Annotated in this window: 12 protein-coding genes; 8 read left to right on the top strand and 4 right to left on the bottom strand. The window is 55.2% G+C overall.

Going from position 1 to position 12,914, the window contains the following annotated elements:
* Window positions 1–4: 4 nt before the first annotated feature.
* The 4 genes from BKP64_RS07310 to BKP64_RS07295 all read right to left on the bottom strand — a co-directional run bounded on the left by BKP64_RS07310 (window position 5) and on the right by BKP64_RS07295 (window position 4,121).
* Window positions 5–757, bottom strand: coding sequence for a substrate-binding periplasmic protein (locus BKP64_RS07310; RefSeq protein WP_227515532.1), 753 nt, complete (start codon window positions 755–757; stop codon window positions 5–7).
* Between the two features lie 179 nt (window positions 758–936).
* Window positions 937–2,124 carry an iron-containing alcohol dehydrogenase gene (locus BKP64_RS07305; RefSeq protein ID WP_070967954.1) on the bottom strand — a complete coding sequence of 396 codons (1,188 nt, stop codon included), beginning with the start codon at window positions 2,122–2,124 and terminating at the stop codon, window positions 937–939.
* Window positions 2,124–2,669, bottom strand: a complete 546-nt coding sequence (locus tag BKP64_RS07300) for a hypothetical protein (RefSeq protein ID WP_070967951.1) — start codon at window positions 2,667–2,669, stop codon at window positions 2,124–2,126. The genes BKP64_RS07305 and BKP64_RS07300 overlap by 1 nt, the downstream gene beginning before the upstream one ends.
* Before the next feature lie 174 nt (window positions 2,670–2,843).
* Window positions 2,844–4,121, bottom strand: a complete 1,278-nt coding sequence (locus BKP64_RS07295) for a M48 family metalloprotease (RefSeq protein WP_227515531.1) — start codon at window positions 4,119–4,121, stop codon at window positions 2,844–2,846.
* A 164-nt stretch (window positions 4,122–4,285) separates the two neighbouring features.
* Here BKP64_RS07295 and BKP64_RS07290 point away from each other — a divergent pair, with 164 nt between their 5' ends.
* From BKP64_RS07290 to BKP64_RS07255, 8 genes are all read left to right on the top strand, one after another.
* The gene (locus BKP64_RS07290) at window positions 4,286–5,026 is read left to right on the top strand and encodes a DUF599 domain-containing protein (RefSeq protein WP_070967948.1); all 741 of its coding nucleotides are present in this window, start codon (window positions 4,286–4,288) and stop codon (window positions 5,024–5,026) included.
* 18 nt (window positions 5,027–5,044) lie between these two features.
* Window positions 5,045–5,515 (top strand): PaaI family thioesterase, encoded by a 471-nt coding sequence (locus BKP64_RS07285; protein WP_070967945.1) that lies wholly within the window; start codon window positions 5,045–5,047, stop codon window positions 5,513–5,515.
* Window positions 5,512–5,946, top strand: coding sequence for a PaaI family thioesterase (locus BKP64_RS07280; RefSeq protein ID WP_070967943.1), 435 nt, complete (start codon window positions 5,512–5,514; stop codon window positions 5,944–5,946). Before BKP64_RS07285 ends, BKP64_RS07280 begins: the two co-directional genes overlap by 4 nt.
* 219 nt (window positions 5,947–6,165) lie before the next feature.
* Complete coding sequence (htpG, locus tag BKP64_RS07275) at window positions 6,166–8,058, top strand: molecular chaperone HtpG (protein WP_070967941.1); 1,893 nt, start codon at window positions 6,166–6,168, stop codon at window positions 8,056–8,058.
* 6 nt (window positions 8,059–8,064) lie between these two features.
* Window positions 8,065–8,283, top strand: coding sequence for a DUF2835 domain-containing protein (locus tag BKP64_RS07270; protein WP_070967938.1), 219 nt, complete (start codon window positions 8,065–8,067; stop codon window positions 8,281–8,283).
* Between the two features lie 250 nt (window positions 8,284–8,533).
* Entirely contained in the window at window positions 8,534–10,705 is a 2,172-nt protein-coding gene (gene katG / locus BKP64_RS07265; protein WP_070967935.1) for a catalase/peroxidase HPI, read from the top strand.
* A gap of 137 nt (window positions 10,706–10,842) precedes the next feature.
* On the top strand, window positions 10,843–11,814 hold the full coding sequence (locus BKP64_RS07260) for a tRNA dihydrouridine synthase (RefSeq protein WP_070967932.1): 972 nt from the start codon (window positions 10,843–10,845) through the stop codon (window positions 11,812–11,814).
* A 109-nt stretch (window positions 11,815–11,923) separates the two neighbouring features.
* Complete coding sequence (locus BKP64_RS07255; protein ID WP_070967929.1) at window positions 11,924–12,913, top strand: MBL fold metallo-hydrolase; 990 nt, start codon at window positions 11,924–11,926, stop codon at window positions 12,911–12,913.
* The last annotated feature ends 1 nt before the right edge of the window (window position 12,914 follow it).

Here is a 12,914-nt window from a genome sequence, read left to right as displayed (position 1 = left end):
CGGTTTACCGGTAGTTCGCAAGAATGGCATCCAGTTCGCCGTTCTTGCGGATGCGGGCGAGCTCGTTATTGAAGGCGTCAACGAAATCCGCCCATTGTTTAGTGACCATGATTCGAAAGCCATATTGGCTGATGACTTCGCGCGATGTCCTGAACTCGTCCTGAAGCCCTTCGTTGCGGAGAATCCACTGTCCAACCAGGCGGTCAGCCACGGCGGCGTGAAAGCGGTCTCCGTGGAGTACGAAGGTGAACATGTCCCGAGTCCGCGATACGTCGAAGCGCTGAATAGTACCCGCGGAAAAATATGGCTCGAGCGGAGGATAATGGAAGCCCAACTGCGTCACCAGGGTTTTGGAAAAGAGGTCCGCCGGAGATTCGTAGCTTTCTGCTGATTTTTTAGGTATGAAGAATACTTCTTCACTGTTCACGATCGGGTCTGTAAACAGAAATCTTTCCGGTTGTTCCGTCCATTCTATGGCCCGAGGGGTGCCATCAACGTAACCATCGAGCAGCATTTGATCGACGCGCTTACGGGGAATTTTCTCCGCCATCAGGGTGTAACCAAGACGGTCTGCAATCAGCAGCACGGCATCCCACATAATGCCTGAGGGCGTTTCCCCGTCCACAATCAGGTAGGGGGGATAGCCGTTTGGAGAAACATTCAGGTGGAATGTTTTATCTTCGGGAGAAGCCATAGCCCTGGAAGAAAGGGCAACAAACCCAATGAGGAAAAAAGCAAGGCTGGCGAAGCAAATCAATCGGCAGGATCGTCGGCTTTTCATGGCGCAGGACTCTGATGTCGGTTGAATAACATACCCGGCTACATCCCTGCCAGAATGCGCATAATTGTTACTTTTTTATCAATATAATTCAATAACCCAATATTTTATGTGTTTCAGGCAAGTTTCGGGGGCCGGCAGGGCCCCCGGCCGAAGGATTATGCCCAGGCGCGACGCAGCACTGTCCGAGCGTCTTCCAGCGAAACCTCTTTCGGGTTGAACATGATTGACCCATCATCCAGCGCCATCTCGGCAATGTGGTCCAGCTGACTTTCCAGCACTTTACCGGTTTCTTTGAGAGTGCGCGGCAACTGGCATCGTTTGTAGAGAGCATCCCGCAGCTTTCGAATTGCCGAAATGCTTGCTTCAGCACGGCGGCTGGCTGGCGTTGCGGAGAAGACTTCCGGCCCTTCAAGGTAGAGCAGAAGCTCACCCAGGGGTTCACGAATCGACTCCAGATTGAACTCGAGGACGTAGGGCAGGTATAGGCTCATGCACAAGCCGTGGGGCAGGTGGCAAATTGCGCCGGTGGCGTGGCCGAGGGAGTGCACAAGTCCTACCATTGAATTCGAGAACGCAATGCCGGCCATGGTGGACGCCTGCGCCAGTTCCAGACGACCGTCGGTATCCTTTGGATTGTCCATGACATGCAAAAGTGAGTGACTGACTTTTTTTATGGCCGCGGTTGCATAGGCATCACTCAGTGGGTTCTTTGCCATGCAGGTGAAGGCCTCGGTCGCATGGGTCATCGCATCCATGGCGGTTGCTGCCGTGATATGAGGCGGCAGTGTCAGAGTCATGCGCGGATCAATAATGGCCGCGTTGGGCAGCAGGAAAGACGAAGTAAAGGGCAGTTTTACGCCCTTGGTTTCGTCGGTGATGACGGCAACCGAGGTTACTTCCGAACCAGTACCTGCGGTAGTGGGTACCACAAAAAACGGCTTCAGCGGATGCTTGATAATGCCCGCACCACTGTATTTGGCGATGTTGTCGCCGCCCTCTGATACCAGAATGTTGACGGCCTTGCCGGTATCAATGGCTGAACCACCGCCAACCGCGATTATGGAGTCGCATTTTTCCTTGCGATAGATGCCCGCTATGTCCCGAACAACTGTGGTCGAGGAATCCGGGGGTACGTCATCATAAATGCTGACGATTTCAAGGCCACTTTCCTCACAGGCTGTAATGACGGGCTCCAGCAGGCCCGCAGCGCGAACGCCCTTGTCTGTGATAATCATTGGCCGTTTGGCCGAGAGGCCGGTCAGTTCGTAAGGGATATGCTCCAGTGCTGCCTTGCCGGCAATGACTTTTACCGGGCAGAAGAACTCATAGTATTTGTTAGTCATTACGCTCTCACCGTCTCAACAAAATTGGTTGCAACTTTCAGGTAAATACGGGCCGCACTGACCAGTTTTTCAGGTAGGTGCAGGTCAGTCGGGTATTCTTTCACGGCTCGCTCCGCAATGAGTCTGGGCAAAATGAAAGCCTCAAGCCGGTTGAGGACCCGCGTCATCCGGACGGCATAACTGATGTCACCATCCACCAGCATTCGGTCGTTGGCAAAGGCCACCGACGTCTTCTCCTGAAACGAAAGCACCAGGAAGGCATGGGCAATGTGTTTGAACTGGATTGAGAGATCTATCGGGCGGGGCGCCGAACTACCGTGATAATGAAAACGCCCCAGGCCCGTGTGCTCCACAATCAGCCTCGGTCCGTCTGGCATAACCATCATTTCAAAGAGGAAGCCTTCGGGGAGTGCCAGGGCCTCCTGATTCACCGTGGCATCCACTTCACTGACCGCCTGAAGAGCGCGCCCCATCACCTGGAACATTAACTCCACGTACAGGCGGCGGGCCTGGAATACCATCGGCTGGATACGTTTCGCTAACATGGCCGTCATCCATTGGTTGTTTGTGTTATATGATTTTTAGAGTTATTGCTCTAAAAGTCAATGTATGTGATGACGCCAATCCGACGTCAATACTGCAAATGAGAGCCTGGTGGCATAAAAAAGGCCGGGGGACTATCGTCCGCCGGCCCTGAAAGAGGGAAGCGTGCAGAATGATTACTGGGTTAGCGCCGCAAGCTTTCGTTTCGCCTCTTCGGCAACGTCTCCGCCCGCTTCGGTGGCTTTGCGATAATACGCAATCGCATCATCGCGCCGGTTTTGTTTAACGGAAATGTCACCGAGTCGCAGGAACGCGATAGATGTGGGTACCGTCTGATTGGCGTGAAGAAGATTTTCCCGGGCTGTGTCCAGGTTGTTCATGGCGAGGGCATTCAGGCCGTTATAAAGTCGGTAAACGAACATCTCCGGGTAAAGTGAGACGGCTTTTTCGAAATCGGCTGCGGCCTTCTCGGAATTATTCTGTTCTTTGTATATTCGGCCACGAAGGGCATAGAACATGGCTTCATCCGGCGCCAGGCGGATGGCTTCATTAATTTTTTCCAGGGCAGGCTCAAGTCTATCCTCCGATGCCAGCTCAAGGGCTTTTTCATGGGCATCATAGGCGGGCTGAAGCTTCCTCAGAGTGGCGAGCTTCCGTTGATATACATCCTTCCCCCGGTACCCGCCAGCGCCAACCTTGCTCACCAGGTCCCGGTTTTCCTGCACCCTCTTGGCGGAAGGCGGGTGCGTGGCAAACAAACCCTGCAGAAAATTACTGTCCCGCCCTTCGGAGAGTTTCAGGAAGAGCTCCTGCAACTCAACGGCCGCGCCGGGGTCGTAACCTGCTTCTTTCATGTAAAGAATGCCGTAATGGTCCGATTCCAGTTCATCGCCCTGGCTGTACTGGGCTAACGCAAGCTGGGCGCCCAGGGCAGCGCCGCCCATGACCAGTCCGGCCCATTCGTTGTCCGTCACGGCCATGCCCAGCACGCCAACGCCAAGGCTTATCATCTGGGTCTGCTGCATTCTCTGAACGCTGTGGCGTGCGGCTGCGTGAACAATCTCGTGGCCCAGCACAGACGCAAGCTGGGCTTCATCGTCCAGCTTGATCAGCAGGCCCCGGTTCACCGCGATTTTGCCGCCTGGCAACGCCCAGGCGTTGGGAACACTGCTGTTGAGTACTACAAATTCATAGGGCAGGTCAGGGCGATCACTGACCTGCGCCAGTTTTTGCCCGACATCCCGGACATAAAGCGCCAGTTCCGGATCCATATAGAATTGCCCACCCTGGGTTTGCTGGGTGGGTGTGTATTGTTCGGCGCCCATGGCCAGTTCCTGGCTTTCGGGAATCAGGGATAGCTGTTTTTCGCCCGTGACCGGATTGACAGAGCAGCCTGTCAAGAGCAGCAAAAGCGCTGCAGCGGAAAGGCAGCGTAGTACGGCAGCATTTTTCACACTCAACTCCTGTAAATCGATTTCCTGATGCATCATTGCACGGCATCGTGCGGCTTTAAATACCTGTGAAGGCACAATGCAAAGTGGAGAGCCGCGCCGTCTTGGCGTATTATAAAAGGTGTTTTCTGCTGTGCCTCTATCTTACCGCTTTCCAAAGGCTTTTAATGGGTAATGTCCTCGAATTCGTAGCCCTCGTGTGGTTTTTTGTCTGTTGGCTTGGTTACACTGAATACTCCAAACGAAGGGCCGCCGACCGCCCCTGCCTGTCCAACACTCTGGATATGTACAGAGAGGACTGGATGCGCGTGATGTTGCGCAGGGATAACCGGATTTCGGATGCCTCCGTGGTTGGTAACCTGGAGCGTAATGGTGCGTTTTTCGCCTCCAGCTGCCTACTGATCCTTGCGGGTATTATTACTGCGCTTGGTTACACTTCCGAAGCCATGGAAGTATTCTCCACCATGCCTTTCAGTGCGGTACCGAGCCGGGAAATATGGGAACTGCGGCTTGTGGTATTGCTGGTTGTCTTTGTGTATGCCTTCTTCAAGTTCACCTGGTCCATGCGGATGTACAACTTCGTTTCCGTGATGATTGGCAGTGCGCCTCTTGTTGATGATACGAAAACGAGCCCGGCAGGACGGGAGGCTTTTGCTCGCAGCGCTGGCACCACCTGCAATCTGGCAGGTGACGCATTCAACCTCGGCCTGCGTTCCTATTACTACGCGCTGGCGGTTGTTGCCTGGTTTATTCACCCTATCGCGTTTATTGCGGCTTCCACGCTGGTGGTTGTCGTCCTGTATCGCCGCGAATTCTGTTCGAGCGCCCTGGTGGCGTTGCGTGCCGGCAAAGTCTTTGAAGAGCCTTTGTCGGGAAAGCCGGATTCTGGCGTAAAATCCAAATCTTGATCCACAGGTTTGTCCTGAATGAACGATGAAATCCGCATGAACCGGGTCACCCGGTTCATTGAAACCCTTAATCAGGCCAAAGAGCTGGGCTTGTCCGTCGCTGAGGCCACAAAGGGCAGCCTGACGTTATGCCTTCCCTACAGCAGCCGCATTATCGGCAACCCTGATACCGGCGTTATACACGGCGGGGCTATCACCACTTTGATGGATACCACATCGGGGTCCGTCATTCTGTGTGCACTGGATGAGTTTGAACTTTGCCCGACACTGGACTTGCGGGTTGATTACATGCGACCTGCCGAGCCACACAAACCGGTTTACGCCCGGGCGGAGACTTACAAAATTACCCGGAACATCATCTTTACCCGTTGTGAAGCTTTCCATAAAGGAGGGGAGACCATTGCCAATTGCGTGGGCACCTTCATGCGTATCGGGCCAGACGCCTTGCCGCGAGCCTACCGTGACCTGATCTCGGGAGATGCTGAATGACCGAACCTGAGATTTTGCGTTACACCCGGGAGACCGGTGACTTCTCCCGAATGCTTCAGAGCATTCCCTATGCGGCGTTTATTGGTCTGGAATGCGATCAGTTTGGGGATGATCTGATTTTTCGGTTGCCGAAGAAAGAGCAAAATCTCGGTAACCCGATCTTGCCCGCGATCCATGGGGGGGTGATTGGTGGTTTCATGGAAATGTCAGCCGCGCTCTACCTGATGATGTCCCAGGAGAGTATGCGCATGCCCCGCATCGTGGATTTTTCCCTGGATTACCTGCGCGCCGGTCTGAACCGGGAAACCTATGCCGAGTGCCAGCTCACCCGGCAAGGAAACCGGGTGGCCAATGTGATGATTTCAGCGTGGCAGAAGTCGCGCTCCCAGCCCATTGCAACGGCCCGCGCTCATTTTCTCCTGGAAGACTGATTTCCGCACGGTTCCGGGGCTTGAAATGCTCCGGCATGCCCCCACTTCTGCACCAAGACAAAGAATCCGTGCTGAAGCAAGTACAGAGATTTTGCCGAAACACGCTGTGAATACGTCCATGTATGCTCGGCTCTGCCATCCTTGGCTCCGCATGGTTTCGGCAAAACCTCCGCACTTGCTTTTCCGAACTGTGAGTTAATGTCAGGAGATATAGACGCCATGACGGTTGAGTCAAAGAAAGAGACGCTGGGTTTTCAGACCGAAGTGAAGCAGCTGCTTCACCTGATGATTCACTCCCTGTATTCCAACAAGGAAATCTTCCTCCGTGAGCTGATCTCGAACGCCTCGGATGCTGAGGACAAGTTACGCTTTGCCGCGCTCAAGGACGACAGTCTCTACGAATCTGATCCTGAACTGAAGATTCGCCTCGATTACGATAAAGAAGCGAACACCATTACCCTGACCGATAACGGCATCGGCATGACCCGTGATGACGTTATCCAGAATCTGGGTACCATTGCCCGCTCCGGCACTGCCGAGTTTCTGCAGCAGCTGTCGGGGGATGAGAAGAAGGACAGCAAGCTGATTGGTCAGTTTGGTGTCGGTTTCTATTCCGCCTTCATTGTCGCCGACAAGGTCGACGTATTTACCCGCCGCGCCGGTGCACCGGCCGAAGAGGGTGTGCATTGGGAGTCCAAGGGTGACGGCGAATTTGCCATTGAGCAGGTTAACCGTGAAAACCGCGGTACTGAAATTGTTATCCACCTGAAAAGCGATGCCAGCGAATTTGCCGATGGCTTCCGTCTGCGTAATCTGGTGAAGAAGTACTCCGATCATATTTCCTTCCCGGTGGTCATGAAATCGGAATCCGAGGAAGAAGAGGAGAAGGGCAAGGACGAAACCGTCAACGATGCAACGGCTTTGTGGACGCTACCCCGTACCGAGATCAAGGATGAGGAGTACAAAGAATTCTACAAGCACATCGCCCATGATTTTGAAGATCCGCTGACCTGGTCCCACAACAAAGTGGAAGGCAAGCTGGATTACACCAGCCTGCTGTACATTCCGGCCCGGGCTCCGTTCGATCTGTACAACCGTGAAGCTCCACGTGGTCTGAAGCTCTATGTTCAACGCGTGTTTATCATGGACGATGCGGAACAGTTCCTGCCGTTGTACCTGCGTTTCGCCAAAGGCGTGATCGATTCGAACGATCTTTCCCTGAACGTTTCCCGGGAAATACTGCAGAACGACAGTACCGTCGATAGCATCCGCACAGCCATGACCAAGCGGGTTCTGGATATGCTATCCAAACTGGCCAAGAAAGAGCCTGAACAGTATCAGTCGTTCTGGAGCGAGTTTGGCACCGTTCTGAAAGAAGGACCTGCGGAAGACTTCAGCAACCGGGAGAAGATAGCCGGTCTGCTACGTTTTGCATCTACCCATACCGGTGAGAGCATCCAGAATGTGTCCCTCGACCAGTACATTGAGCGGATGAAAGAGGGCCAGCAGAAGATTTTCTACATTACGGCCGACAACTTCACCGCAGCCAAGAGCAGTCCGCACCTGGAAGTGTTCCGTAAAAAGGGCATTGAAGTGCTGATCCTGTCTGACCGTATTGATGAGTGGATGATGGGATACCTGAACGAATATGACGGCAAGCAGTTCCAGGATGTGGCTCGTGGCGATCTGGACCTTGGCGAAGTTGAAACGGAAGAGGACAAGAAGCACAAGGAAGAAGCCGCGGAGGAACACAAAGACCTGGTTGAGCGGATCAAGAAAGCTCTTGAAGACCGCGTTCAGGACGTCCGTGTGACTAACCGCCTGACCGATTCCCCTGCGTGCCTGGTAGTAGGCGACTTCGATATGGGCGCCCAGATGAAGAAGATCATGGAAGCGGCAGGCCAGAAAGTGCCGGACAGCAAGCCAATCTTCGAAATCAACGTGGACCATCCCCTGGTTCAGCGTCTTGAGAATGAGAAGGGCGAGGAGCGCTTTGGTGAGCTCTCTGCCGTTCTTCTGGACCAGGCCACTCTGGCGAGCGGTGAGCAGTTGAGCGATCCGGGTGCCTATGTGTCCCGCCTGAACCGTCTGTTGCTCGAACTGGCGAACTGAGACTCAATGCAGCAGATCATTGTGGATATCAGCATCAGCCCTGAAGAGTGGATCAAGCTCTATCAGGGCGTTGCGACCGATGTTCGCACCTCGGCCCGGGACGGACGCTCTGTCCGGTTCCCGGCCCGTATCCTCTCCCGGTTTTTCCTTGAAAACGGCGTACATGGCTGTTTCCGGATACTGTTCGACGAACAGGGCAAGTTCTCCTCTATTGAACGGCTGTAACCAGTCGCTCATACCTTCCATAAATAAAAGCTTTCTTAATCGTATTTTTAATTAATTGTATTAAACATTCGGCCTCGCGTTAAGGTTGAAACTGTCCCATGGGGAGTCCCCGAAAACTGCGGGAAACTCTATAGGTATTCGCTATGCGGGGCATTGGAAATACTCAGAGCAGCGTGTTTTTTCTGGCCTATAGTTAGTGATGCCAACATCAAAGTAGTGTCGTTTTGCCAAACCGAACAAGGAGAGAGCAATGACCGAGAACAATAGCCCGGGTGGAAAGTGCCCTGTAATGCACGGCTCGAACACACAGGAAAAGGCGGAAGTGACGGCCTGGTGGCCTGAAAATCTCAACCTCGACATCCTGCATCAGCATGACAGCAAGACGAACCCAATGGGTGAGGATTTTGACTATCGGGAAGAGGTCAAAAAGCTCGACTACGAAGCGCTTGAAAAGGACATGCATGAGCTGATGACCAACAGCCAGGACTGGTGGCCTGCAGACTGGGGGCATTATGGCGGACTGATGATTCGTATGGCGTGGCACGCCGCAGGCACCTATCGCCTGGCCGATGGCCGGGGCGGTGGTGGAACCGGCAACCAACGCTTCGCACCACTGAACTCCTGGCCGGACAACGGCAACCTGGACAAGGCGCGCCGTCTGCTGTGGCCGCTCAAGAAAAAGTATGGCAATAAGGTGAGCTGGGGTGACCTGTTTATCCTGGCCGGCAATATTGCCTACGAATCCATGGGCTTCAAAACCTTCGGTTTCTCTTACGGTCGTGAAGATATCTGGCACCCGGAGAAAGACATTTACTGGGGTGCGGAAAAAGAGTGGCTGGCACCGTCTGACAGCCGGTACGAAAACCTCGACAAGCCAGACACCATGGAGAACCCGCTGGCTGCCGTCCAGATGGGTCTGATCTATGTGAACCCGGAGGGGGTAAACGGCCAGTCGGATCCGCTCAAGACCGCGGAACAGGTGCGTGTAACGTTTGCCCGTATGGCGATGAACGACGAAGAAACCGCGGCCCTGACCGCTGGTGGCCACACGGTCGGCAAGACCCATGGTAACGGCGATGCGGAAGCACTTGGGCCGGAGCCCGAGGGCGCCGACGTTCATGAGCAGGGCTTTGGCTGGCATAACCCGAACATGGGGGGCAAAGCCGCCAATGCCATCACGTCCGGCATTGAAGGTGCCTGGACCACCAACCCGACCCAGTTCGACATGGGTTACTTCGATCTGCTGTTCGGTTACGAGTGGGAACTGAAGAAGAGCCCGGCGGGTGCAAATCAGTGGGAGCCTGTTGATATCAAGGAAGAGCACAAGCCGATTGATGCCAGCGACCCGTCCAAGCGCCATAACCCGATCATGACCGATGCGGATATGGCCATGAAGATGGACCCGAAGTACCGCGCGATCTGCGAGAAGTTCATGGCAGACCCGGATTACTTCAAGGACTGCTTCGCCCGTGCCTGGTTCAAACTGACTCACCGGGACATGGGGCCCAAGTCCCGTTATATCGGCCCTGACGTACCGGCCGAAGATCTGATCTGGCAGGACCCGGTTCCCCAGGGCGAGACGAACTACATCGAAGAGGCGGTTAAAGAGAAGATTGGTGAAGCAGGCCTGAGCCTTAACGAGCTGGTCTCCACCGCCTGGGACAGCGCCCGGACCTTCCGTGGTTCTGACATGCGTGGCGGTGCCAACGGTGCCCGTATCCGCCTGGCTCCCCAGAAAGGCTGGGAAGGCAATGAGCCCGACCGCCTGGCCAAGGTGCTGAAGGTTTACGAGAAGATCTCTGCCGACACTGGCGCCAGCGTTGCTGACGTTATCGTGATTGGCGGTAACCTGGGCATTGAGATGGCTGCGAAGGCTGCCGGACACGAAATTCATGTGCCTTTTGTTAAGGGCCGTGGCGACGCAACTGACGAGATGACGGACGCAGAATCCTTCGAGCCGCTGGAGCCCTTGTCTGATGGGTTCCGCAACTGGCAGAAGAAGGATTATGTGGTCAAGCCGGAAGAGATGCTTCTGGACCGCGCCCAACTGATGGGCCTGACTGCGCCGGAAATGACTGTTCTGCTCGGCGGTATGAGGGTGTTGGGCACCAACTACGGTGGGACCAAGCACGGTGTGTTCACAGACCGCGTTGGCCAGCTGACCAACGACTTCTTTGTGAACCTTACCGATATGTCGAACCGTTGGGAGCCAACTGGCAAGAACTCCTACAACATTGTGGATCGCAAGAATGGCAACACCAAGTTCACTGCGACCCGTGTTGATCTTGTGTTCGGTTCCAACTCCATCCTGCGAGCCTACGCAGAGCTGTATGCCCAGGATGACAACGAAGAGAAGTTTGTGAAGGACTTTGTTGCCGCATGGACCAAGGTCATGAACGCTGATCGATTCGACGTTAAATAAAACCTGAAAGTAATTGAATCGGCGCCCCGGAAACGGGGTGCCGATCTACCAACTTCCCGCCAAATTCCTTACAATCCCGCTCCGCCTGATTTTTGATCAGTCTCAACGTGAAGATCTTGATTGCCGCTGGAGCACCCATGCGAATTATTCTCGCCCCGATGGAAGGGCTGGTTGATGCACCTATCCGTGAAACACTGACCAAAGTCGGTGGTATTGACCGGTGCGTGACGGAATTCGTTCGCGTGACCCACGGCATGCTGCCACCGAGAGTGTTCTTCAAGTACGCCCCGGAACTTCACAACCAGTCGCTCACCGAAGTCGGCACGCCCGTGGCACTGCAGCTGCTTGGCTCGGACCCATACCAGATGGCGCGACACGGTGTTAAAGCCGCCGAACTGGGTGCAACCCAGGTCGATATCAATTTCGGTTGTCCTGCGAAAACCGTGAACAAGCACAAAGGCGGCTGTGTACTGATGCGGGAGCCGGAACTGATGCATGACATCATGGCCGCCGTCCGCCAGGCAGTGCCGAAGCAGGTGCCGGTAACCGCCAAAATGCGCCTCGGGTATGACGACCGGTCCATGGGGGTTGCCTGTGCGCAAGCGCTTGAGTCCGCCGGTGCCGAGGAGATTGTCATCCATGCCCGCAGCAAGGTGGATGGTTACAAGCCACCGGCTTACTGGGAGGAAATCGCCCGGGCACGGGAAGCGGTCAGCACCCATATTATCGCCAACGGCGAGATCTGGACCGTCGCGGACTATTGGCGATGCCGTGAGGTGTCCGGTTGCGACGATGTCATGATCGGCCGGGGCCTTATCGCCCGGCCAGACCTTGCCCGGCAGATCAAAGCTAGCCAGCTGGGTGAAACCGTAGCGGACATGACCTGGCTGGAAGCCGTGGCGCTGGTTCGTGAGTATGCCATGGTTCTTCAGGGCTGGCTGGAAGACCGGTATGTGACCGGCCGCGTCAAGCAGTGGCTGAATTTTCTGCGCCTGGGTTTCGCCGAGGCAGACGCTCTCTGGCCCGAGGCCCGCAAGATCCGGCAGGTGGCTCCCATGCTAGCCTGCCTTGAGAAACCGGTGCCAGTCACCGGCTCGCGCGCGGCCTGATCTGCCTGTTCTGACTCAAGTCCTTTCTGCTGACTACACTGGTACCAATAACGTTGTTGTTCGTATACGTAAGGGTACCAATAAGAAAATGGATGAGAGGAGGAAGAACATGTACCGATTTTTCCGAAGCACCCTTGCTGGCGCAACGTCGGTTGCCTGTCTGATGCTCGGTGCTGCCATGCCGGCACTGGCTGATGACCATGTGGTGAAGGTCACGCCACTGGGCAGTCACGATGGCGAGTTCTGCAGCCGTGACCGGGCTCTGGTGTTTGAAGACCCGAATGGCACACGTATTCTTTATGATGCCGGGCGAACCGTTGCCGGGCCGGACGATCCGAGGCTGGGCAAGATAGACGTCATTCTGGTGTCTCACATGCATGGAGACCACGTTGGAGATCAGCGAATCAGTGAGACCAATCAGGGTACCTGCGCCTCTCCGGACACTGGCGTGTCGGCATTGCCACAATCCAATACCGTGGACATTGCGGTAAAGAAAGGCGCCAAGATCGTAACTGGCAGTGAGATGCCGGCGTTCTTTGCGACCAAACTCATAGCTGCGGGCGGTGATCCTGCCAATTCGATGCTGGTGCGATTCGGTGGCGATCGGGACGTCGGCGGTGTGGCCATTACCACTGTGCCCGCAGTACACAGTAACGGCGTTTCTCCCTCATTTCTGTCCGGTCCGCTGGCGGAGTACCTGAAAGCCGCGGGCGTTGGTGCCAGTGTGGGGCCGCCGACGGGTTACGTGCTGACGTTCTCTAATGGTCTGGTGGTCTATCTGTCTGGCGATACCGGCATAACCGCCGAGCAGAAGCTGGTCGTTAATGATCATTACGGGGCCGAACTGGTGGTCATGAACATCGGTGATACTTTCACTACCGGGCCCAAGGAGGCGGCGTACGTGGTCAATGATCTCATTGATCCGAAATCCGTGATTGCGTCACATGCGAACGAGCCGGCCACCTCGGGCGGAGAATTGAAGCAGGGCACGAAAACCTCCCTGTTCAGGGATCTGGTCAAAGTGCCTGTGCATGTCCCGCTGAGCGGACGCACCCTCGCGTTCAACGGTGATGGCGTCTGCTCCGCAGGCTGTGATTGAA

Origin of the sequence: Marinobacter salinus (assembly GCF_001854125.1) — a bacterium.
Lineage (GTDB): Bacteria > Pseudomonadota > Gammaproteobacteria > Pseudomonadales > Oleiphilaceae > Marinobacter > Marinobacter salinus.
This window is presented reverse-complemented; position numbering and strand designations above follow the sequence as displayed.

What these genes read in the sequence shown, in the direction of transcription:
- BKP64_RS07305 (WP_070967954.1), bottom strand. Translation starts at nt 2,124, where the DNA reads ATGACTAACAAATACTATGAGTTCTTCTGCCCGGTAAAAGTCATTGCC.
- BKP64_RS07300 (WP_070967951.1), bottom strand. Translation starts at nt 2,669, where the DNA reads ATGTTAGCGAAACGTATCCAGCCGATGGTATTCCAGGCCCGCCGCCTG.
- BKP64_RS07290 (WP_070967948.1), top strand. Translation starts at nt 4,286, where the DNA reads ATGGGTAATGTCCTCGAATTCGTAGCCCTCGTGTGGTTTTTTGTCTGT.
- BKP64_RS07285 (WP_070967945.1), top strand. Translation starts at nt 5,045, where the DNA reads ATGAACGATGAAATCCGCATGAACCGGGTCACCCGGTTCATTGAAACC.
- BKP64_RS07280 (WP_070967943.1), top strand. Translation starts at nt 5,512, where the DNA reads ATGACCGAACCTGAGATTTTGCGTTACACCCGGGAGACCGGTGACTTC.
- htpG (WP_070967941.1), top strand. Translation starts at nt 6,166, where the DNA reads ATGACGGTTGAGTCAAAGAAAGAGACGCTGGGTTTTCAGACCGAAGTG.
- BKP64_RS07270 (WP_070967938.1), top strand. Translation starts at nt 8,065, where the DNA reads ATGCAGCAGATCATTGTGGATATCAGCATCAGCCCTGAAGAGTGGATC.
- katG (WP_070967935.1), top strand. Translation starts at nt 8,534, where the DNA reads ATGACCGAGAACAATAGCCCGGGTGGAAAGTGCCCTGTAATGCACGGC.
- BKP64_RS07260 (WP_070967932.1), top strand. Translation starts at nt 10,843, where the DNA reads ATGCGAATTATTCTCGCCCCGATGGAAGGGCTGGTTGATGCACCTATC.
- BKP64_RS07255 (WP_070967929.1), top strand. Translation starts at nt 11,924, where the DNA reads ATGTACCGATTTTTCCGAAGCACCCTTGCTGGCGCAACGTCGGTTGCC.